This window comes from Bradyrhizobium sp. CAR08 (assembly GCF_052871955.1).
The window spans coordinates 350194-369994 of sequence record NZ_JBIXJX010000007.1 but is presented as its reverse complement, the minus strand read 5'-3'; the positions used below and the strand labels follow the sequence as shown (position 1 = coordinate 369994).

The 19801-nt window shown below is 63.9% G+C and carries 21 protein-coding genes and 1 pseudogene; 13 read left to right on the top strand and 9 right to left on the bottom strand.

What is annotated here, in order from left to right; all coding sequences use genetic code 11:
* The 5 genes and pseudogenes from ACIPUD_RS17645 to ACIPUD_RS17625 all read left to right on the top strand — a co-directional run.
* Window positions 1-124 (top strand): annotated as a pseudogene (locus ACIPUD_RS17645) (IS481 family transposase); the annotation flags it as partial.
* Between the two features lie 83 nt (window positions 125-207).
* Window positions 208-987, top strand: a complete 780-nt coding sequence (locus ACIPUD_RS17640; RefSeq protein WP_018458610.1) for a Crp/Fnr family transcriptional regulator — start codon at window positions 208-210, stop codon at window positions 985-987.
* 180 nt (window positions 988-1167) lie between these two features.
* The gene (locus ACIPUD_RS17635; protein WP_204510737.1) at window positions 1168-2589 is read left to right on the top strand and encodes an ABC transporter substrate-binding protein; all 1422 of its coding nucleotides are present in this window, start codon (window positions 1168-1170) and stop codon (window positions 2587-2589) included.
* Window positions 2586-3494, top strand: a complete 909-nt coding sequence (locus ACIPUD_RS17630) for an ABC transporter permease (protein WP_085352332.1) — start codon at window positions 2586-2588, stop codon at window positions 3492-3494. Before ACIPUD_RS17635 ends, ACIPUD_RS17630 begins: the two co-directional genes overlap by 4 nt.
* Window positions 3491-4363 carry an ABC transporter ATP-binding protein gene (locus tag ACIPUD_RS17625; protein ID WP_026233618.1) on the top strand — a complete coding sequence of 291 codons (873 nt, stop codon included), beginning with the start codon at window positions 3491-3493 and terminating at the stop codon, window positions 4361-4363. Before ACIPUD_RS17630 ends, ACIPUD_RS17625 begins: the two co-directional genes overlap by 4 nt.
* Window positions 4364-4437: 74 nt before the next feature.
* Here ACIPUD_RS17625 and ACIPUD_RS17620 read toward each other — a convergent pair whose 3' ends face one another.
* Together ACIPUD_RS17620 and ACIPUD_RS17615 are read right to left on the bottom strand one after the other, a co-directional pair.
* Window positions 4438-5496 carry a YeiH family protein gene (locus ACIPUD_RS17620; RefSeq protein ID WP_446481224.1) on the bottom strand — a complete coding sequence of 353 codons (1059 nt, stop codon included), beginning with the start codon at window positions 5494-5496 and terminating at the stop codon, window positions 4438-4440.
* Between the two features lie 149 nt (window positions 5497-5645).
* On the bottom strand, window positions 5646-5864 hold the full coding sequence (locus ACIPUD_RS17615) for a hypothetical protein (RefSeq protein WP_007593267.1): 219 nt from the start codon (window positions 5862-5864) through the stop codon (window positions 5646-5648).
* Between the two features lie 201 nt (window positions 5865-6065).
* On the opposite strand from ACIPUD_RS17615, the gene ACIPUD_RS17610 reads away from it, so the two are divergent.
* On the top strand, window positions 6066-6701 hold the full coding sequence (locus ACIPUD_RS17610; RefSeq protein WP_446481223.1) for a DsbA family protein: 636 nt from the start codon (window positions 6066-6068) through the stop codon (window positions 6699-6701).
* Window positions 6702-6710: 9 nt separating this feature from the next.
* Here the strand turns inward: ACIPUD_RS17610 and ald are convergent, their stop codons facing one another.
* Window positions 6711-7826, bottom strand: coding sequence for an alanine dehydrogenase (gene ald, locus ACIPUD_RS17605; RefSeq protein ID WP_247394461.1), 1116 nt, complete (start codon window positions 7824-7826; stop codon window positions 6711-6713).
* A gap of 134 nt (window positions 7827-7960) precedes the next feature.
* On the opposite strand from ald, the gene ACIPUD_RS17600 reads away from it, so the two are divergent.
* From ACIPUD_RS17600 to ACIPUD_RS17585, 4 genes are all read left to right on the top strand, one after another.
* Complete coding sequence (locus ACIPUD_RS17600; protein ID WP_018458603.1) at window positions 7961-8440, top strand: Lrp/AsnC family transcriptional regulator; 480 nt, start codon at window positions 7961-7963, stop codon at window positions 8438-8440.
* A 139-nt stretch (window positions 8441-8579) separates the two neighbouring features.
* Window positions 8580-9071: a (2Fe-2S)-binding protein gene (locus ACIPUD_RS17595; RefSeq protein ID WP_018458602.1), complete on the top strand. Its 492-nt coding sequence runs from the start codon at window positions 8580-8582 to the stop codon at window positions 9069-9071.
* Complete coding sequence (locus ACIPUD_RS17590) at window positions 9068-10084, top strand: FAD binding domain-containing protein (protein ID WP_018458601.1); 1017 nt, start codon at window positions 9068-9070, stop codon at window positions 10082-10084. The genes ACIPUD_RS17595 and ACIPUD_RS17590 overlap by 4 nt, the downstream gene beginning before the upstream one ends.
* A gap of 7 nt (window positions 10085-10091) precedes the next feature.
* Entirely contained in the window at window positions 10092-12296 is a 2205-nt protein-coding gene (locus tag ACIPUD_RS17585; protein ID WP_446481222.1) for a xanthine dehydrogenase family protein molybdopterin-binding subunit, read from the top strand.
* A 60-nt stretch (window positions 12297-12356) separates the two neighbouring features.
* On the opposite strand, the gene ACIPUD_RS17580 is transcribed toward ACIPUD_RS17585, so the two are convergent.
* Together ACIPUD_RS17580 and ACIPUD_RS17575 are read right to left on the bottom strand one after the other, a co-directional pair.
* A complete protein-coding gene (locus ACIPUD_RS17580; RefSeq protein ID WP_007608382.1) occupies window positions 12357-12569 on the bottom strand; it encodes a hypothetical protein in 213 nt (70 codons plus the stop codon).
* A gap of 185 nt (window positions 12570-12754) precedes the next feature.
* Entirely contained in the window at window positions 12755-13804 is a 1050-nt protein-coding gene (locus ACIPUD_RS17575; RefSeq protein ID WP_085352326.1) for a hydroxyacid dehydrogenase, read from the bottom strand.
* A gap of 264 nt (window positions 13805-14068) precedes the next feature.
* Between ACIPUD_RS17575 and ACIPUD_RS17570 the strand changes: the two genes are divergently transcribed.
* The 3 genes from ACIPUD_RS17570 to ACIPUD_RS17560 all read left to right on the top strand — a co-directional run bounded on the left by ACIPUD_RS17570 (window position 14069) and on the right by ACIPUD_RS17560 (window position 15703).
* Window positions 14069-14635 (top strand): thiamine pyrophosphate-binding protein, encoded by a 567-nt coding sequence (locus ACIPUD_RS17570; protein WP_026233617.1) that lies wholly within the window; start codon window positions 14069-14071, stop codon window positions 14633-14635.
* Window positions 14636-14646: 11 nt separating this feature from the next.
* A complete protein-coding gene (locus tag ACIPUD_RS17565) occupies window positions 14647-15249 on the top strand; it encodes a thiamine pyrophosphate-dependent enzyme (RefSeq protein WP_446481221.1) in 603 nt (200 codons plus the stop codon).
* Between the two features lie 76 nt (window positions 15250-15325).
* The gene (locus tag ACIPUD_RS17560; protein ID WP_446481220.1) at window positions 15326-15703 is read left to right on the top strand and encodes a VanZ family protein; all 378 of its coding nucleotides are present in this window, start codon (window positions 15326-15328) and stop codon (window positions 15701-15703) included.
* 43 nt (window positions 15704-15746) lie between these two features.
* Here the strand turns inward: ACIPUD_RS17560 and ACIPUD_RS17555 are convergent, their stop codons facing one another.
* From ACIPUD_RS17555 to gcl, 4 genes are all read right to left on the bottom strand, one after another.
* On the bottom strand, window positions 15747-16130 hold the full coding sequence (locus tag ACIPUD_RS17555) for a DUF1236 domain-containing protein (RefSeq protein WP_018458594.1): 384 nt from the start codon (window positions 16128-16130) through the stop codon (window positions 15747-15749).
* 115 nt (window positions 16131-16245) lie between these two features.
* Window positions 16246-17133, bottom strand: a complete 888-nt coding sequence (locus ACIPUD_RS17550; protein ID WP_085352323.1) for a 2-hydroxy-3-oxopropionate reductase — start codon at window positions 17131-17133, stop codon at window positions 16246-16248.
* A 12-nt stretch (window positions 17134-17145) separates the two neighbouring features.
* Entirely contained in the window at window positions 17146-17931 is a 786-nt protein-coding gene (hyi, locus tag ACIPUD_RS17545; protein ID WP_446481219.1) for a hydroxypyruvate isomerase, read from the bottom strand.
* A gap of 12 nt (window positions 17932-17943) precedes the next feature.
* Window positions 17944-19734, bottom strand: coding sequence for a glyoxylate carboligase (gene gcl, locus ACIPUD_RS17540; RefSeq protein WP_446481218.1), 1791 nt, complete (start codon window positions 19732-19734; stop codon window positions 17944-17946).
* Between the last annotated feature and the right edge of the window lie 67 nt (window positions 19735-19801).

Here is a 19801-nt window from a genome sequence, read left to right as displayed (position 1 = left end):
GCTCGACCGCGACGGCCGCTACGGAATCTTCTTTGCCAGTTGGCAGGTCGGATCAATCGACTTGACGCGCAGCCAAACTGTCAGTGATGTGTCCGAACAGGCGTCAGCTATGTCTCCGGTCTAAACATCAAGCCGGGCGATGACAGCGGAGTGAATCTGGCACGGACATTGCTCCTCTTTAGAACGGTTTGAACGTTCCGGAGGCAGATGATGTTGCAGGCGGCGGCCAATGTGGTTCGCGGGACGGTTCCCGCAACGGTCCGGCCTACCGGCGGTTCCTCGCTGCTGCTCACCGAGAACCAGCAATGGATCGGCGGACCGCCGCCCTTGATGGACAAGCTCAGCCAGCGCGAGCGGGAGCTGGTGCTGAAGCAGGGCCGCCGAAAAGTGCTCAACCGTGGCCAGACGCTGTTCAGCCAGGGTGGCAAGCATGACGGTATCTGGCTGATCGAGAGCGGCCGGATCCGGGTGTTCTACACCTCTCCGCTCGGCCGCGAGATCACGCTGGCCTATTGGCATGTCGGCAATTTCGTCGGCGGGCCGGAAGTGTTCGAAGGCACCGTGCATCAATGGTCCGGCGTTGCATCCAGCAATTGCAGCGTGGTGCATCTGCCCGGAAAGGAGCTACGATCCCTTGCGGTCGAGATCCCGAACCTCGCGATCGGCCTGATCGAAGGCCTGACCTTCAAGGGCAAGTGCTATTCGGCGCTGGCCCAGATGTTGGGAACGCGCTCGATCACACAGCGCCTTGCGCATCTGTTGCTGCATCTCGTCGACCTCTATGGCGTCGATGACGCCGACGGCCGGGTGATCGCGGCCGCCTTCACCCATGCCGATATCGCCCACATGGTCGGTGCCACCAGGCAATGGGTCACGATCAGCCTGAAGCGCATGCAGGAAAAGGGAATCGTGCTGACCAAGCGCTCGCAGATCGTGGTCTGCCGGTCCGACGTGCTGGAAGAAATGCGAGGGCAGGCGGCCGACTGACCGAGCTTGCGACCAGGCCGGTGCCCATGCAAGCGGCTTAATAGTGCAGGACTGCCCAAGGAGTATGCAATCAACTTTTCCCGGCAACTAATCGACTGTGGCGCTCATTCCGGATTTGCCCTGCCCACGCCCTCACCCAATCATGGCAACCACAGCACATCCAACCGAATGAGGATGAGAATGGTCCGCCATCTTCCCACGCTCTCGATCGCGATGTCGGTGACGTCGCTGGCGCTTCTCCTCGCGCAGCCGGCCGCGGCGGAAACCGTCACGCTGGGCATCGGAACGCAGGACACCACGACCAACACGGTGACCGCCGGCGTCGTCATCCGCCAGCTCCATCTCCTCGAAAAATATCTGCCGAAAGACGGCAAATACGCCAACATCAAGTTCGAGCTGGAGTGGCAGAACTTCACCTCCGGCCCGCCCGTCACCAACGCGATGATGGCCAACAAGCTGCAGATCGGCATGATGGGCGACTATCCGCTGATCGTGAACGGCTTCACTTTTGACAGCAATCCCGAGAGCAAGAGCCGGCTGATCGGCATCGCCGCCTACAGCCTGTCGGGCTCCGGCAACGGCATCGTCGTTCACAAGGATTCGCCCTACTACGATCTCGCCGATCTCAAGGGCAAGCTCGTGAGCGTGCCGTTCGGCTCGGCCGCACACGGCATGGTGTTGAAGGCGATGCAGGACCGCGGCTATGCATCGGATTTCTTCCAGCTGGTGAGCCAGAGTCCGGAGGTCGGCTCGACCAATCTCCAGGAGAAGAAGATCGACGCGCATGCCGACTTCGTTCCGTTCGCCGAGTTGCTGCCGTTCCGCGGTTTTGCGCGAAAGATCTTCGACGGCGTCGAGACCAATCTCCCGACTTTCCACGGCATCGTGGTGCGAACCGATTTCGCCGAAAAATATCCCGAAGTCGTCGTCGCCTACTTCAAGGCGGTGATCGCCGCCAATCAATGGCTGCGCGACGATCCCAAGCTCGCCGCCGAGAAGATCCAGGAATGGACCGGCATCAGCAAGGAGGTCGTCTATATCTTTCTCGGCCCCAGCGGCAACATGACGACCGATCCCTCGATCAAGCCGGCGCTGATCGACGCTGCCACGGCCGACGTCAAGGTGCTGCAGAACCTCGGCCGGATGAAGGAGTTCGACCCGAAGAAATGGGTCGACGACAGCTACATCCGCAAAGCCTATGCCGAGATGAAGCTCGACTATGACGCGCAGCTTGCGAGCACCAAGAACTACGAGATCTCCGGCGACGATTCCTTCTGCAAGAAACCGATCGCCGATCCGCGCAAGGCCGGCGAGGTCTGGGTCGACGATTCAGGCATCGTGCCCTTCTCGTCAGCCAGCTGCACGCTCGGCGCCTATGCCGACTACAAGGCCAAGGGCAGGAAGATCAACGTCGCCTACGTCTTCGATACCACCCGCGGCATCAAGCTGTTCGCAGACCAGGCTTTCTTCGCGGTCGGCAATGGTGAGGTTGCGCCGTTCCTGCTGAAGAAGGACGCCGAAGCCTATGCCGCCAAGATCAGCGGCAAGGTGCTCGGCTTCGACGACGCGGTGAAGGCGGCGGTCGGCGGGGGCAAGACGTGAGCAGTCCCGCCCTCCTCAGACATTCCGAGGACAGCATGCCGGCAAGTGCAATCGCGGAGGCAAGCGCCATGCCCGCCTCCACGCCACCCGCGTCTCCACCCTCCTTCGGCACGCTCGCACTGCGCTGGTACCGGCTCAACCGGGGCGGGCTGCGCGCGACCGCGATCGGCATCATCTCGCTGCTCGCCTTCTTGCTGGTCTGGCATCTGCTGACAACCTATCGCGTCGTGTTCTTCGTGCGCTTCACCAACGTGCCCTCGCCGCTCGCGGTCTATGCGAGCTTCACCAAGGCGATCCACGATCCGAAATTCCTGCTGCACGTCCTCTTGAGCTGCCGCCGCATCTTCTTCGGTTTCTCGCTCGCGGCGATCGTCGCGGTGCCGCTCGGCCTGATCATGGGCCGCTTCAAGCTCGTCCACGAGATCATCTTTCCCGTGGCGGAGGTGCTGCGGCCGATCCCGGCGATCGCCTGGGTGCCGATGGCGATCATGCTGTGGCCGACCAACGAGCAGAGCATCGTCTACATCACGTTCCTCGGATCGTTCTTCCCGATCCTGGTCAACACGCTGCACGGCATGTCGCTGGTCGATCCCGTGCTGGTGCGTGCCGCGCAATGTCTCGGCGCGCGGGAGCGCTCGATCTTCCGTGATGTGTATTTTCCGGCCTCGCTCCCGCACATCTTCACCGGCCTCACCGTCGGCATGGGCGTGGCCTGGGTGTCGCTGATCGCTGCCGAGATGATCTCCGGACAGTACGGCATCGGCTATTTCACCTGGGAGGCCTATTCGCTGGTCCAGTATGCCGACATCGCGCTCGGCATGATCGCGATCGGCGTGCTTGGCCTCGGATCGAGCATGTTGATCCGAGGCGCCGGACAATTGGTGATGCCGTGGAGGTCAAGATGAGTGAGATCGTTGTCAAGGCACCGCAGGGCCATATCGAGGTCAAGAACTTCTCCCTCAGCTACGACAGCATCGAGGGGCCGGTCGAAGCCGTCGCCGATACGCAGATTCATGTGAAGCCTGGCGAGTTCGTCTCGATCGTCGGGCCCTCCGGCTGCGGAAAGTCGACGCTGCTCAACGCGGTTGCCGGCTTCCTCAAGCCGACCACGGGCATCGTCACCGTCGACGGCGAGAAGGTGAACGGCCCCAGCGCGGAGCGCGGCATGGTGTTTCAGCAATATTCGCTGTTTCCCTGGAAGACCGTGCGGGAGAACGTCGAGTTCGGCCTGAAGATGCGCGGCATGCCGCGCTCGCAGCGCGAGCGCGCCGCCCGCACGCTGCTGGGACTCGCGGGCCTCGAAGCCTTCGAAAAGCATTACCCCGAGAAACTCTCAGGTGGCATGAAGCAGCGCGTTGGCATCGTCCGCGCGCTCGCGACGGGACCCAAAGTGTTGCTGCTCGACGAACCCTTCGGCGCGCTCGACGCGCAGACCCGGGTCATCATGCAGCAGATCCTCACCAACATGTGGCAGCGGCTGAAGATCTCGGTGCTGTTCGTCACCCACGACATCGACGAGGCGATCTTCCTGTCCGACCGTGTCTACTGCATGACCGCACGCCCCGGCTCGATCAAGGCGGAGATTCCGATCCCGCTGGAGCGGCCGCGGCAGCAGTCGATGATGATGTCGTCGGAATTCCTGGCATTGCGCCGCGGACTGATGTCGCTGATCCGCGAGGAGAGCATCAAGGCGATGGGCGGCGAGCTCAACGACATGGGCATGCAGGGGCTGAACATCGAGCTGCACGGGCATTCGCTCGCGGATGTGATTTAGGGATCTTCGACTTGCGCGCTGACTTCCTTCTCCCCTTGTGGGAGAAGGAAGTGGAGTATGCGCAGCAGCTTGCCTTACTTGAACCAGTGCACCAGCGCGATGCTAATGCCGAGCAGCAGCAGTAGCGACAAGGTCACGGCCGCCGTCACCCGTCCCCCGACATTGGCAAGCACCTTCACATCGACGCCGAGGCCAAGCGCGGCCATCGATACCACCGTGAGAAAACCCGTGATCCGCGTGATCGGGGCAATCACCGTGGACGGCACGATCTCGAGCGAGCGCAAGGTCGCCAGCGCAAGGAAGCCGAGGATGAACCACGGGACCAGGCGGAAGAAGCCGACATTGGTCTTCTTGGCATCGTTGTGCCAGCGCGACGCCGTCAGCGAGAGGCCGACGACCACCGGCCCGAGCATCAGCACGCGCATCAGCTTGACGAGCGTGCCGATCTGCGTCGAGACGAGTCCCGCCGGCACCGTCGCAGCCAGCACCTGCGGCACGGCATAGACAGTGAGGCCTGCAAGGATGCCGTATTGCGTAGCCGATAGCTGCAGCAGCGGAATCAGCAGCGGCAGGCCGAGCACCATCATCACGCCGAGGATCGCGGTGAAGGAGATGGAGGATGCGATCTCGTCATTGTTGGCGCCGATGATCGGCGCCACCGCCGCAATCGCCGAATTGCCGCAGATCGAGTTTCCGCAGGCGATCAGGATCGAGAGCCGCGTCGAGAGACCAAGCAGCCGGCTGATGCCGAAGGAAACGCAGAGCGCGACCACAACGACGGCCGCGATCGAGGCCAACAGCGCGACGCCGGACGCCGCGATAGCAGCGAAGCTGATCGAGGCCCCCAGCAGCATGACGGCGACTTCGAGCAGCTGCTTGGCGCTGAAGGCGATGCCGGACTGCCAGCGCGGCGCGGGCTTCCAAAAGCTGCGCACAGCCATGCCGAGCAAGATCGCCATCACCAGCGCCTCGACATAGGGATGTTCGAAGATGCCCAATTCCGCCCGTTCGAGCAGGGCCGAAACGCCGGCCACGGCGATGCAGAGGAGGATCCCGGGAATCAGCGCGACGATGCGGCTGATGGCCGTGGTCCGCTTGGCGTCGGCCGGGCTGGATGCTTGATTCTGCGACACAAATCTCTCCCCAAGGAGAAGGATTTATACGCAGCGCCATCCGATTGGGGAATAAGTTTTCGACATATCAGGGCCGAGGGAAGTTCTATCCTCAATCCGGAATAATCTGGCTCGGAAGATCAGGCGCCCGTTGGAAGATCAGGCGCGCCTTAGAAGATCAGGCTCTTGGCCAGCGAGGCGACGCGGCTGAAGCCGTCATAGACGCCGGGCTCGAAGAAGGCCGCGCGCGCCAGCACGATACCGGCGACCAGCGACCAGAACAGCCCGGTGCCGACCCGCAGCAGCAGCTTTGACCCGCGCGAGCGCGGCTGGGTGTCCGTTGCGGACACCAATTGCTCGCCGAAAGGTTCAAACCTGGTGCGTTCCATGGCAGTCAATCCATCAATTTCTCACAGAAATGTCGTCGTTTCGGCCCCAAACAGCAATGGAAGCGATTGGCTTTTTTGCCTGCCGGAGGGGAAACTCCTTTCGCCGGACGGTCCCGGAGCAATAGTTTTCTTCTTCCGGCCTATTTGGACACCGGCGCCACGGCTAGCAGGTAGCGCCGCGCGTAGGAAAGGAATCTGCCAATGCCAAACCCCCGCGTGCGCGTCTACACCGACTATAAGAGCCCCTACGCGTTCGTGGCCAACAAGCGCCTATTCGAACTGCAGGAGACGCACGGCGTCGAGCTCGAATGGCTGCCCTATACGCTGCGCGTTGCCGAATTCATGGGGACCGTGGAAGAGCGCACGCCGCATTTCTGGCGCAAGGTGCGCTACGCCTATATGGACGCCCGGCGCTATGCCAATGCGCAAGGGCTCGTCATGAAAGGGCCTAGGCGGATCTACGACGCGTTCTATTCCAGCGTCGGCATGCTGTTCGCCCAACAGCACCGCTTCTTCCATCCGTATCACGACACGGTGTTTCGTCGGTTCTGGAGCCATGAGCTCGAGATCGACGATCTCGCCGCAATCACGGACGTCATCACGTCCTGCGGTGGCTCGGCCAGCGAGTTCGAAGCCTACGTCCATGGCCCCGCACGCGCCGAGCATGACCGCATCATCGACGAGGCCGAAGTGCTCGGCGTGTTCGGCGTGCCGACCATGGTGTTCAACGGCGAGCTGTTTTGGGGCGGCGACCGCATCGACATGTTGATCGAACGCATCGAGAAGCCCGGGACGATCGAGGCAGCTCTCGGCAGCCGCCATCGCAAGCCGGCATGAGCAGCAACGCTACGCCGCTAGCCCGCTCTCCACCGGAGCGAACTCCAGCCCGAGGCTCTCCGCCACCGCCTTGTTGGTGATACGGCCGCGATGCACATTCAGTCCGTTGCGCAGATGTGGATTTTCCAGCACAGCAGCAAACCCCTTGTTCGCGAGCATCAAGCCGAACGGCAGCGTCGCGTTGTTCAGCGCCTGGCTCGACGTCACCGGCACCGCGCCGGGCATATTGGCCACGCAATAATGCACGATGCCGTCGACAAGATAGGTCGGATCGGCATGCGTGGTCGGGTGCGAGGTCTCGAAGCAGCCGCCCTGATCGATCGCGACGTCGACCAGCACGGCGCCTGGGCGCATCGATGTCAGCATCGCACGCGTGACGAGCTTGGGCGCACTCGCGCCCGGCACCAGTACCGCGCCGATCACGACGTCGGCGGCGAACACCTCCTCCTCGACCGACTCGATGGTGGAGAAGCGGGTGCGCACGCGTCCGACAAAGAGATCATCAAGCTCCCGCAACCTTGGAATGGAGCGGTCGATCACGGTGACTTCGGCGCCAAGGCCCGCGGCCATGCGCGCGGCTTGCGTTCCCACCACGCCGCCGCCGAGCACGACGACCCGCGCCGGCTGCACGCCAGGGACACCGCCCAGCAGCAGCCCGCGACCGCCAGCGGAGCGCTTGAGCGCGGCGCCGGCGGCCTCGATAGCGAGGCGGCCGGCGACTTCGCTCATCGGCGCAAGCAGGGGGAGGTGACCGGCCGCGTCGGTGACGGTTTCATAGGCGATCGCAGTACAGCCGGAGGCGAGCAAACCCCTGGCCTGTTCGGGATCCGGCGCAAGATGAAGGTAAGTAAACAGGATCTGGCCTTCGCGGAGCTGGGGCCACTCGCTTGTCTGCGGCTCCTTCACCTTCACGATCATGTCGGACTTCGCGAAGATGTCGCGCGCGCTCTCGGCAATGGTGGCCCCTGCCCGCCGGTAGTCTTCGTCGGAGGCGCCGATGCCGCCGCCCGCACCGGTCTCGACCGTCACCTCGTGCCCCGCGGCGACATATTCGCGGACCGCACCCGGGGTGAGCCCGACGCGATATTCCTGCACTTTGATTTCCTTGGGCACACCGACGCGCATCCCGGGCCTCCTTGTGATTCACCTCATGATCGTAGCGACGTGCCCTGTTTGGTTTCGTGCAAATATCCGCTAGCTTTGGCCTCCCTGCGCCGGTTTCCGGCGCGCAAACGCCCTTTCACGCTGGAAACGAAACCTTGGCCCTCGACAGGAAAGATCTCGCCATCCTCGCGGAGCTCACGACCAACGCGCGGGCCAGTCACACCGAGCTCGCGCACAAGGTCGGGCTATCAAGCACCGCGCTCGCCCGGCGGCAGAAGGCGCTGCAAGACGACGGCTATATCCAGGGCTATCAGGCCACGCTCGACCTCGCGCAGTTCGGCCTCACCACCACGGTGCTGGTCCGTATCGCGCTGGAAAGCCAGAGCGATGAGGCGCTGAAGGCGTTCGAGGCGGAGGTGGTGAAATGCCCGTCCGTCGTGCGCTGCTTCCTGATGTCGGGGACCGACGACTATATCCTGATCGTGCTCGCCCGCGATATCCAGGATTTCGAGCGCATCCACCGCATGGAGCTGTCGCGCCTGCCGCGCGTCGCGAGGGTACAATCGAGCTTCGCGCTGCGCGAAGTTGTCGACCGCGCCGTGCCGAATGTGGTGTTCGGCGAAGCAAAGCGCTGACCGCAACCTCTCGGAAAGGCGAACTGCTGGCAAGGAACCAACCGGTCGGTGGTCCGTTGGGCGCTATTGGCCGGCGGAGGCGTGCCCCCGCGTCAACACGGCTGACGTCCGGCACGGTCGCCGTCGCAGGGAGCAGGACATGGGCGATGTCACGCATCAGATTTCCGAACGCATTCCGATCCATCTTGTCGTCAACGGCGTCAGTCACACGCTCGATCTCGTGCCATGGACCACGTTGCTCGATGCCTTGCGGGACCATCTTGCACTGAGCGGCACCAAGAAGGGCTGCGACCATGGTCAGTGCGGCGCCTGCACGGTGCTGGTGGACGGCCGGCGCGTCAATTCCTGTCTCACGCTCGCCGTCATGAAGGACGGCGCGGAGATCACGACTGTCGAAGGTCTTGCCAAGGATGGCGCGCTGCATCCCCTGCAACAGGCGTTCATCGACCATGACGCCTTCCAGTGCGGCTATTGCACGCCGGGACAGATATGCTCGGCGGCCGGACTGCTCGCCGAAGGCCGTGCCAAAGATACCGACGAGATCCGGGAGCTGATGAGCGGAAACCTTTGCCGCTGCGGCGCCTATCCAAACATCGTCGCCGCCATCCAGCAGGCAATGGGCCAGCCATGAACAACTTCCAGTACGCTCGAGCCACTGATGTCGCCGACGCCATCCGCTTGCTCGCCGCCGGTCCCGGCGCCAAACTGATTGCCGGCGGCACCAATCTGATCGACCTGATGAAAGAGAATGTCGAGCGCCCCTCCCGGCTGATCGACATTTCCCGCCTGCCGCTCCGCAAGGTCGAAGAGACGCCCGACGGGTCCTTGCGCATCGGCGCCTTGGTGCCGAACTCGGACCTCGCCTATCATCCATTGATCGAGCAGCGCTATCCCCTGCTCGCCAGCGCCATCCTGGCCGGCGCCTCGGCGCAACTGCGCAACATGGCATCGGTCGGCGGCAATCTGATGCAACGAACGCGCTGCGCTTATTTCTATGACACGGCCACGCCGTGCAACAAGCGACATCCCGGCAGCGGCTGCTCGGCAATGGACGGGCTGAACCGCAACCATGGGATCCTGGGCACGAGCGCCGCCTGCATCGCGACCAATCCATCCGACATGAGCGTGGCGCTCGCCGCGCTCGATGCGCTCGTGCACATCGCGGGTCCCTCCGGCGAACGCACCATCGCGCTGACCGATCTCCATCGGCTGCCCGGCGACAAGCCTCATGTCGATACCAATCTCGGCACCGGCGAGATCATCACCGGGATTGAGCTTCCGCCGCGCGGCTTTGCTCAAAACTACAGCTATCTAAAAATTCGCGACCGGATGTCTTATGCTTTTGCTTTGGTCTCGGTTGCCGCCGCGCTCGAATTGGAGGGCAACGCGATCAGCGGGGCACGCGTGGCGGTCGGCGGCGTGGCTCACAAGCCTTGGCGCAGCCTCGAGGCCGAAGCTACGTTGCGCGGCCAGGCCGCAACGCCCGATCACTTCTCGCACGCCGCGGATCTCTTGCTCCAGGGAGCAACGGCCCGCTCACATAACGGCTTCAAGGTCGAGCTCGCACGCCGCGCCATCGTGCGGACGCTGACACAGGCGGCGAACGCCACGCCGCAATCTCAGGCGCACAAGAAGATCGCGTGAGGACCCCATGAACGCTTATGTCGGAACGCCAACGTCGCGTGTCGACGGCCGGGCCAAGGTCACCGGCGCCGCCAAATACGCCGGCGAATTTCCAGCCGACAAGCTCCTCCATGGCTTCGTGGTCGAGGCCATCATTCCATGCGGGCGCATTGCCCGCCTCGACGCGAGCGAGGCGTTGAAGGTCGAGGGCGTACTCAACGTGCTCACGCATGCGAACCGTCCGCCGCTGGCCGACAAGGACGAGGCGTGGAAGGACGAGGTGGCGCCCGAGGAAGGCTCGCCTTTCCGTCCGCTTTATGATGACAAGATCAAGTTCAATGGCCAGCCGATCGCACTTGTCGTCGCAGAGGACTGGGAAACCGCGAAATTCGCCGCGACGCTCGTGCGGGTCGAATATGAGCAGCATGGTTTTGCAACCGACCTCGAAGGCGAACGCAGCAACGCCGCCGAGAAGAACGAGCCGCATAAACCGCGGGGCGACGCCGCAGCCGCCCTTGCGGGAGCTGATGTGCGCCACGAGGCGGACTACGTGATACCGACCGAGCATCACAACCCGATGGAGCTCTATGCGACCACGGCGGTCTGGGACAGCAATGGCAAGCTCACGATCTACGACAAGACCCAAGGCGTCCAGAACGTCCACAAATTTCTCTGCAGCGTGTTCGACAAGAAGCCGGACGACATTCGCGTGGTCTCGCCGTACGTCGGCGGCGCCTTCGGCTCCGGCTTGCGGCCGCAATATCAGGTGGTGTTGGCAACACTCGGCGCGCTCGCGCTGAAGCGGTCCGTTCGCGTCGTACTGACGCGGCAGCAGATGTACGGGCTCGGCTACCGGCCGATGACCATCGAGCGCGTCGGGCTCGGCGCAAGATCCGATGGCGCCCTCGACGCGGTCACGCACGAGGCCATTGCCGTCACCTCGCGCTATGAGGATTTTGCCCGCAACGATACCGGCTGGGCCGAACAGCTCTACAAGAGCCCGAACAGCCGCTTCTCCCACAAGCTGGTGCACCTTGACGTCTCCACCCCCTGCGACATGCGCGCACCGGGCGCTGCGTCGGGCGTCTGCGCGCTGGAATGCGCGATGGACGAGCTCGCCGTCGCACTCAAGCTCGACCCGATCGAATTGCGGCTGAAGTGCTACTCGGATCGCGACCAGAGCGAAAACCTGCCCTACACCAGCAAGCAGTTGCGCGAATGCTACGCGCGCGGCGCGGACGCCTTCGGCTGGAGCAGACGCGATCCTGCGCCGCGCTCGATGCGCGACGGCAAGGATCTGATCGGCTGGGGCATGGCGACGGGTGTGTGGGAAGCACTGCAGATGCCGGTCGCCGTCCGTATCGTGCTGACGTCGAACGGACATGCCGAGGTGTCCTGCGCCGCATCCGACATCGGCACCGGCACCTACACCATTGTGGCTCAGGTCGCAGCCGATGCGCTCGGCCTGCCGATTGAGAACATCAGCGTCCGGCTCGCAGATTCCAGTCTGCCGCAGGCGCCTGTGGAGGGCGGCTCCTGGATGGCCGCTTCGAGCGCGCATGCGGTGCTCGCAGCCGCCGAGGAAGTGCGCAAGGAACTGTTACGCCTGGCCGGGAAGATGCCAGGCTCGCCGCTCGCCAGCGCCGAGCTAGCCGATACGGTGCTGACCGACGGCAGCATTGCCAGCGCCAGCAACAACAGCCGCGCGGTCTCGATCGCCGACGCGATGCGTCACGGCGGCGTCGAACGCATCGAGAAGGAAAAGCTCAATCAATTCGGCGAGGACAAGAAGCACGCGCGTAACACCCACTCGGCCGTCTTCGCCGAGGTCAAGGTGGACGAAGAGCTAAACGTCATTCGCGTGACGCGGGTCGTGAGCGCCGTCGCGGCCGGGCGGATTCTCAACACCAAGACAGGCCGCAGCCAGATCATGGGCGGCGTGGTCTGGGGGATTGGGATGGCCCTGCACGAGGAGACGGTGATGGATCACCGCTTCGGGCGGATCATGAACGCGAACATCGCCGAGTACCACATTCCCGTGAATGCCGATGTTCACGACATCGACGTGATCTTCGTCGACGAGCCGGACGCGCACATCAACGCGCTCGGCATCAAGGGGCTGGGCGAGATCGGCATCGTCGGCGTTCCCGCCGCGATCGCGAACGCCGTCTATCACGCCACCGGCAAACGCATCCGTCGATTTCCGATCACACTGGACAAGCTGCTCGACTGAGACGGTGCAGCAGTCCCCTCTCGGCGCCGGCGTCACCTCACGGCGCCCGGCCGCCAGGCCTCACGAGGGAAAGTCAGCCGGTCTGACTTGGATGCGGTCGGCATGCAGCGACCAGTGGTGCAACGCCTGATCCTCGCAAAACCTCGCCTTCGCCCGCTCTCTGGCTTCGTCCTCGTCGGAAGCGTCGATCTCGAGCGTGCCCTGGCACACCTCGATCTGCCGGCCGTACTGGCCGAGCACGTCCTTCATGAACCTGACCACATAAGTTGACATGGGACCTCCTGCCTGCCCCGGCGGCGCTCACTCTTATCCCATTTAGGCGGAATCCGGGAGGGAGATTTTGACACGGATCAAAGTCGGGCGCGGTTCCCCCCGCCGATCGTTCCGTGGCGCGTAGCTCTAACCGGGACATTGGGCAGCAGGAGCATCGCACCCCGGAAGGACAGAGCGACTGTCAACTACGCCGGCGTCACACCAAACGCCTGCTTGAATCGCTCCACATAGCGTGGCCAGACCTCCGGATTGATGATGCGCGGCGGCCGCTTGCCATCGAGCGTATCCAGCACCTGCTCGGCCGCGATGCGGCCCATGTTCTGCCGCGCCTCGATCGTGACGCCCGCGGTATGCGGGCTCGCCAGCACGTTGTCGAGCTGGAGCAGCGGATGCTCCGGCGGCGGCGGCTCCTTGGACCAGACGTCGAGACCGGCGCCCGCAATGCGCTTCTCGCGCAAGGCCTGGAGCAGCGCATCCTCATCGTGGATGAAGCCGCGCGCCGTGGTGATAAAGTACGCATGCGGCTGCATCAACGCAAATTCGCGCACGCTGATCATGTTGCGGCTGCCCCTGTCGAGCGGGCAGGAGATGGAGACGAAATCGGCGCGGCGCAGCAGCTCGTCGAGCTCGACCTTCTCGCCGCCCCGCTCGGCCATCACCTCGGCCGTCAGGTACGGATCGTATGCCAGCACCTTCATGCCGAACAGGCCCTTGCACAGCGCGGCGATGCGGCGACCGACATTGCCGAGGCCGATGATGCCGACGGTCTTGTGCTCGATCTCGTTGCCGACGAGTTCGTTGCGGTTGACGTTGGACTCCCTGCGGAGCTTGCGGTCGGACTGGATGATGCGCTTGGACAGCGTCAGCATCATCGCCAGCGCATGCTCGGCTACCGAGTGGGCATTGCCGCCGGACTGGTTGACGACCAGCACGCCGGCGTCGGTGCAAGCCTCGACATCGACAGGATCGAATCCCGCGCCGTTGCTGGAGACGAGCAGCAGGTTCGGCGCGCGCTTCAGGAAGGCAGCATCGACATGGAAGTGCGGGGCCAGTTCGTCACGGGCGGCGCCGATCTGGTAGACATGAGCCGCCTCGATGATCGACGCGAAATATTCCTCGGGGCTCTCGTTCTCGATGCGATCGAGCCGGACGTCGGGCCGCGCCTTCAGGATGTCGATATAGATCGGATTGGCCAGATATTTGACGTAGAAGACGCGCTTGCTGTTGACGGACATCAGGACCCTTCCGGCTTTCTCCAGGAGATCCGCAGGGCCAGCGCTTCGCGCGCTCCTGTCATGCGTTCCTCCGTTCTCTTGTTGTTGCCGCTTATGACACGGCGGCACCGGCTGCGGCAGGCCGTCTGGCGCAGATCACGGTGCAGTCCGGACATGTTGACAATCCCGCTGCCTGCGTCAAGTTCGGCAGACCGCCGCGACGGAAGACGACGGCCAAGACAATGGCAAAGACCAAGAAGCATGCGCGGCCGAAGGGAGAACGCAATGCCGATTGCGGAGCAACAAACCTCGTCCGAGGCGGCGCAGACCTCCAGTGACAAGAGCTGGCACGGCATCATCCTGCAAACCCTAAAGCGGAATGAGATCAGCCTCGTCCCTTACGTGCCCGACCGCGTGCTGACGCCGCTGATCAAGAACCTGCACGCCGATCAGTTCTTCACCACCTTTGCCACCGCCCGCGAGGAGGAGGCCGTCGGCATCGTGTCGGGCGCCTGGATGGGCGGACGGCGCGGTGCGGTGCTGATGCAGACCTCAGGCTTTGCGACGCTCGCCAACGTGCTGGCCTCGCTCGCGGTGCCCTACCAGATTCCGCTTATCATGTTCGTGTCCGAGCGCGGCACGCTCGGCGAGTTCAACTACGGCCAGTCACTGGTCTGCCGCACCATGCGTCCGGTGCTGGATTCGCTGGCGCTGGAGCATCACACCATCACCCGGCTCGACGAGCTCGAATTCATTGCCGATCGTTCGATCAAGCAGGCCGTCACGACGCAGGCGCCAGTCGCGCTGATCCTCAACCCGCTGCTCACGGGCGGCAAGGTGTTCGACAAGTGAGTCCGGCCCAAATGAATACAGACGTGCGCAACACCAAAGTGATGAACCGCTTCGACGTCACCTCGCGCCTGATCGCGAAGCTCGAGCACGAGGAAGCCGTGATCGGCGGCATCGGCAACACCAATTTCGACCTCTGGGCCGCCGGCCACCGTCCGCAAAATTTCTACATGCTCGGCAGCATGGGGCTCGCCTTCCCGATCGCGCTGGGCGTGGCGCTGGCGCAGCCGGACCGGCGCGTCTTTGCGCTCGAAGGCGACGGCTCGCTGCTGATGCAGCTCGGCGCACTCTCGACGATCGCGGCGTTGAAGCCGAAGAACCTCATCATGATCGTGATGGACAACGGCATCTACCAGATCACGGGCGCGCAGCCGACACCGGCCGCGAACGTGGCTGACATCGTCGCCATCGCAACCGGCTCCGGGCTTGCCAACAGCGCCTGGGCCGCGGACGAGGCGGATTTCGAGCGTCTGGTCGAGGAAGCCATGTCGGCCGGCGAGCCCAGCCTGATCGCCGTCCGCATCGATGACAAGCCCGGCGTCGGCGCCACCCGACGCGATCCCGTACAAATCCGGGAACGCTTCATGCACGGCCTTGGCGTGCGCGAGCCACTTTAACGGTTTGTCATTAACTACACAGCGATCTGATCCTGGCGCCTCGGCAGGCTGCTGCAATCCGTGCTAAGCGGTGCGGATGTCCATTTTGCTTCGCTCCTCTGCCTGGCTGCTTGCCGCCGCCGTCGCCTTTGCAACCCTCGGCCCGCCAAGCCTACGGCCCCATTCCGACCTTGGCCAGGACGGCGAACATGCCCTTGCCTTCGTCCTGGTGGGACTAGCCTTCGGCCTCGCCTATCCGCGCCGCCGCCTGTCGGCCACAGCGATCGCCGTGGTGCTGATCGGCCTGCTCGAACTGATGCAATTCTGGGCACCGGGACGGCATGCGCGGCTGGAGGACTTTCTGGTCGATGCCGGCACCACCTGCATCGGTTTCGCGCTGGCGGCCATCGCCGATTGGGCCATGACGCGGTTTCGCGCAAATCCGGCCCTGACGAGACAAGGCCCCGCGGAGTGACGTTCCGCAGGGCCCGTCTCTTCAAAGCTCACGCTCCGGTCGATCAGTCGATGATCTTAACGACGCGGCGCGTGCGCGGCTCCACGATCACGCGGCGATCGTTCACGACCGCATAGCGATATTCGGTGTAGTTCGGCACGGGCCGCAGCACCACGGTCGGCGGCAGTGGCTCGCCGACCACGACGCGCTCGTGGACCACGACGGAATCATCGCGCGGAATTCCGCCGAGGATCGCATTCGGGATTTCCAGACCAGCGCCGACCGCCGCACCGACGGTACCACCGACCATCGCTCCGACCGGGCCGCCGATGTCGCCGCCCGCGCGAGCGCCGTCCCTGGCGCCCTGTTCGGTCGTCGACTGGGCAAAGGCTGCACTCGACGCCAGCAGCGACGCGGCAGCGAACGTAATCGCAAGACGGGTCTTCATGTGCTTATGTCTCCAGTGATTGTTGTGCGCCTTCAACCGCGGGGCCGGATCATTGTTCCGGTTCCCCGCCGGATCTAGGCAGAACTACAAGTGGAGACTGTTACCTGGTAACAGTTCAGGCTGCGGCGATCTCGTGCCGCGCCATCAGTTCCAGCGCACGCACCATTGCCGAGTGATCCCAACCCTTGCCGCCATGTGCGGTGCAAGACGAGAACAATTGCTGCGCCACTGCCGTGCTTGGCAGTGACAGGCCGAGCGCGCGGGCGCCTTCAAGCGCGAGGTTGAGATCCTTCTGATGCAGCTCGATGCGGAAGCCGGGATCGAAATTGCGCTTCACCATGCGCTCGCCATGCACTTCGAGAATCCGGGACGACGCAAAGCCGCCCATCAGGGCCTGCCGCACCAGCGCCGGATCCGCACCGGCTTTCGACGCGAACAGCAGCGCTTCGCTGACCGCCTCGATCGTCAAGGCGACGATGATCTGGTTGGCGACCTTCGTCGTCTGGCCGTCGCCATTGGCGCCGACCCGGGTGACGTTCTTCCCCATCCGGTCGAAGATCGGCTTCATGGTGTTGAAAGCGCGCTCGGGGCCACCCACCATGATGGTGAGGCTTGCCGCCTTGGCACCGACCTCCCCGCCTGACACCGGTGCGTCGAGATAATCCGCGCCGAGCGCCTCGATCTTCTTCGCAAACTCCTTGGTCGCCAGCGGCGAGATTGAGCTCATGTCGACCACGATCTTTCCCTTGGAAATGCCGCCCGCGACGCCGTCCTTGCCGAACAGCACGGCCTCCACATGCGGCGTATCCGGCACCATGATGATGACCGCATCCGCCTCCTCCGCGACCTCCTTGCTTGACTTGCAGCCAACGCCGCCGGCCGCGATCAGCTCGGGCGCGACCGGCCCGACATCGTGCAGGAGAACGCGATGGCCTGCGGTCAGAAGATGGCCGGCCATCGGCCGTCCCATGGTGCCAAGTCCGATAAAGCCGATGTCGATCATGTCAACGTTTCCTCAGGTCTCGAACGTCTGCGCCGCGTGCCAGGACAGGCCTTCCAGCGTCGTGGTGCGCGGCTTGTATTCGCAGCCGACCCAGCCGCGGTAACCGATCGCGTCGAGATGGCGGAACAGGAAGGGATAGTTGATCTCGCCGGTGCCAGGCTCGTGACGGCCGGGGTTGTCGGCGAGCTGGATGTGCGCGATCTGCGGCAGGTATTCCTGCATAGTACGGGCGAGGTCGCCCTCCATGATCTGCATGTGGTAGATGTCGTACTGGACGAACAGATTGTTCGAGCGCACCTCGGAGATCAGCTGCACGGCCCGCTCGGTGCCGTTCAGAAAGAAGCCGGGCATGTCGAGCGTGTTGATCGGCTCGATCAGCAGCTTGATGTTTTCCCGCGCCAGCGTCGACGCCGCAAAGCGCAGATTCCCAACCAGCGTTTCGTTGAGCTCACGCGGATCGGCATCGACGGGCGCGATGCCGACGAGACAGTTGAGCTGCTCGCAATCGAGCGCCCTGGCATAGTCGATGGCGCGAAACACACCGTCCCTGAACTCGCTGATACGATCAGGCAGGATCGCGATGCCGCGCTCGCCCGCCGCCCAATTGCCGGCCGGCAGATTGTGCAGCACCTGCGTCAGCCCATGGCCGTCGAGTTGCTCGCTCAGCTGCGCCTTGTCGAATTCGTAGGGGAAGAGGTACTCGACCCCGCCGAAGCCCGCTGCTTTGGCCGCTGCGAAGCGGTCCACGAACGGCATTTCGTTGAAGAGCATGGTGAGGTTGGCGGCGAATTTCGGCATGATGCTATCTCCCTATTCCGCCGGCTGCAGCACGCCGGGCCGCGCGGTCGCGACCTCGTCGAGCGGCAGATCCAGCACCTCCTCGAATTCGACGATGTTGTCGATTTCCGTGCCCATCGCGATGTTGGTGACGCGTTCGAGGATGAACTCGACCATCACGGGCACGCGATGCTTGGCCATCCATTCGCGCGCGGTCGCGAACGCCGCCTGCGAGTCCTTCGGGTCGGTGACGCGGATCGCCTTGCAGCCGAGCCCTTCGGCGACAGCGACGTGATCGACACCGTAGCCGCCGAGCTCAGGCGCGTTGATGTTCTCGAACGAGAGCTGGACGTGATAGTCCATGTCGAAGCCGCGCTGGGCTTGGCGGATCAGGCCGAGATAGGAATTGTTCACGACGACGTGGATGTAGGGCAGATTGAATTGCGCCCCAACTGCGAGCTCCTCGATCAGGAATTGGAAATCGTAGTCGCCTGAGAGCGCGACGATATCACGATCCGGACACGCCGCGCGCACGCCGAGCGCCGCGGGTAGCGTCCAGCCGAGCGGGCCCGCCTGCCCGGCATTGATCCAGTTGCGCGGCTTGTAGACGCCCAGGAACTGCGCGCCGGCGATCTGCGACAGGCCGATCACGGAGACGTAGCAGGTGTCACGGCCAAACGCCTCGGTCATCTCCTCGTAGACGCGCTGGGGCTTGATCGGGACGTTATCGAAATGGCTCTTGCGCAACATTGTCTTCTTCCGGTCGCGGCAGGCAGCGGGCCACGCCTGGCGCTCGCGCAACCTGCCGGACCGGCGCCACTCCCTGGCGACGGTGACGAAGAGTTCGAGAGCGGCCTTCGCGTCCGAGACGATGCCGAGATCGGGATTGAACACGCGCCCGATCTGCGTCGGCTCAATGTCGACATGCACGAAGGTGCGCCCCTTGGTGTAGGTCTCGACCGAGCCGGTGTGGCGGTTGGCCCAGCGATTGCCGATGCCGAGCACGAAATCGGATTCGAGCATGGTGGCATTGCCGTAACGGTGACTGGTCTGAAGACCGACCATGCCGGCCATCAGCACGTGGTCGTCGGGGATGGCCCCCCAGCCCATCAGCGTCGGCACGACCGGCACGTTGGCAATCTCGGCGAATTCCACCAGCAGATCCGAGGCGTCGGCATTGATCACGCCGCCGCCCGCGACGATCAGCGGCCGTTCGGCCGCATTGAGCATCTCCAGCGCCTTCTCGACCTGCTTGCGGGTCGCGGTCGGCTTGTAGACCGGCAATGGCTCATAGGTCTCGTCGTCGAACTCGATCTCGGCGAGCTGCACGTCGAGCGGCATGTCGATCAGCACCGGGCCGGGCCTTCCCGAGCGCATCACGTGAAACGCCTGGCTGAACACGCGGGGCACCAGCGCCGGCTCGCGCACCGTCACCGCCCATTTGGTCACGGGCTTTGCGATCGACTCGATGTCGACGGCCTGGAAATCCTCCTTGTAGAGCCGCGCGCGCGGCGCCTGCCCGGTGATGCAGAGGATCGGGATGGAATCAGCGATCGCGGAATAGAGCCCGGTGATCATGTCGGTCCCGGCCGGCCCCGAGGTGCCGATGCAGACGCCGATATTGCCGGCCTTGGCCCGCGTATAGCCCTCGGCCATGTGCGAGGCACCCTCGACATGGCGCGCCAGGATATGGCGGATCGAGCCGCGCTTCTTCAGCGCCGAGTAAAGCGGATTGATCGCGGCCCCGGGAACGCCGAAGGCAGTCGAGATGCCCTCCTTCTCCAGAATTCGCACGGCAGCATCGATGGCTCGCATCTTCGCCATATCGGACCTCGCTTGAGTTGCATTGGCTCGAGCGAGATCATCGGGCCCGCGAGGGCTTCACTCAACG

What these genes read in the sequence shown, in the direction of transcription:
- ACIPUD_RS17640 (WP_018458610.1), top strand. Translation starts at nt 208, where the DNA reads ATGATGTTGCAGGCGGCGGCCAATGTGGTTCGCGGGACGGTTCCCGCA.
- ACIPUD_RS17635 (WP_204510737.1), top strand. Translation starts at nt 1,168, where the DNA reads ATGGTCCGCCATCTTCCCACGCTCTCGATCGCGATGTCGGTGACGTCG.
- ACIPUD_RS17625 (WP_026233618.1), top strand. Translation starts at nt 3,491, where the DNA reads ATGAGTGAGATCGTTGTCAAGGCACCGCAGGGCCATATCGAGGTCAAG.
- ACIPUD_RS17615 (WP_007593267.1), bottom strand. Translation starts at nt 5,864, where the DNA reads ATGGAACGCACCAGGTTTGAACCTTTCGGCGAGCAATTGGTGTCCGCA.
- ACIPUD_RS17610 (WP_446481223.1), top strand. Translation starts at nt 6,066, where the DNA reads ATGCCAAACCCCCGCGTGCGCGTCTACACCGACTATAAGAGCCCCTAC.
- ald (WP_247394461.1), bottom strand. Translation starts at nt 7,826, where the DNA reads ATGCGCGTCGGTGTGCCCAAGGAAATCAAAGTGCAGGAATATCGCGTC.
- ACIPUD_RS17595 (WP_018458602.1), top strand. Translation starts at nt 8,580, where the DNA reads ATGGGCGATGTCACGCATCAGATTTCCGAACGCATTCCGATCCATCTT.
- ACIPUD_RS17590 (WP_018458601.1), top strand. Translation starts at nt 9,068, where the DNA reads ATGAACAACTTCCAGTACGCTCGAGCCACTGATGTCGCCGACGCCATC.
- ACIPUD_RS17585 (WP_446481222.1), top strand. Translation starts at nt 10,092, where the DNA reads ATGAACGCTTATGTCGGAACGCCAACGTCGCGTGTCGACGGCCGGGCC.
- ACIPUD_RS17580 (WP_007608382.1), bottom strand. Translation starts at nt 12,569, where the DNA reads ATGTCAACTTATGTGGTCAGGTTCATGAAGGACGTGCTCGGCCAGTAC.
- ACIPUD_RS17575 (WP_085352326.1), bottom strand. Translation starts at nt 13,804, where the DNA reads ATGTCCGTCAACAGCAAGCGCGTCTTCTACGTCAAATATCTGGCCAAT.
- ACIPUD_RS17570 (WP_026233617.1), top strand. Translation starts at nt 14,069, where the DNA reads ATGCCGATTGCGGAGCAACAAACCTCGTCCGAGGCGGCGCAGACCTCC.
- ACIPUD_RS17565 (WP_446481221.1), top strand. Translation starts at nt 14,647, where the DNA reads ATGAATACAGACGTGCGCAACACCAAAGTGATGAACCGCTTCGACGTC.
- ACIPUD_RS17560 (WP_446481220.1), top strand. Translation starts at nt 15,326, where the DNA reads ATGTCCATTTTGCTTCGCTCCTCTGCCTGGCTGCTTGCCGCCGCCGTC.
- ACIPUD_RS17555 (WP_018458594.1), bottom strand. Translation starts at nt 16,130, where the DNA reads ATGAAGACCCGTCTTGCGATTACGTTCGCTGCCGCGTCGCTGCTGGCG.
- ACIPUD_RS17550 (WP_085352323.1), bottom strand. Translation starts at nt 17,133, where the DNA reads ATGATCGACATCGGCTTTATCGGACTTGGCACCATGGGACGGCCGATG.
- hyi (WP_446481219.1), bottom strand. Translation starts at nt 17,931, where the DNA reads ATGCCGAAATTCGCCGCCAACCTCACCATGCTCTTCAACGAAATGCCG.
- gcl (WP_446481218.1), bottom strand. Translation starts at nt 19,734, where the DNA reads ATGGCGAAGATGCGAGCCATCGATGCTGCCGTGCGAATTCTGGAGAAG.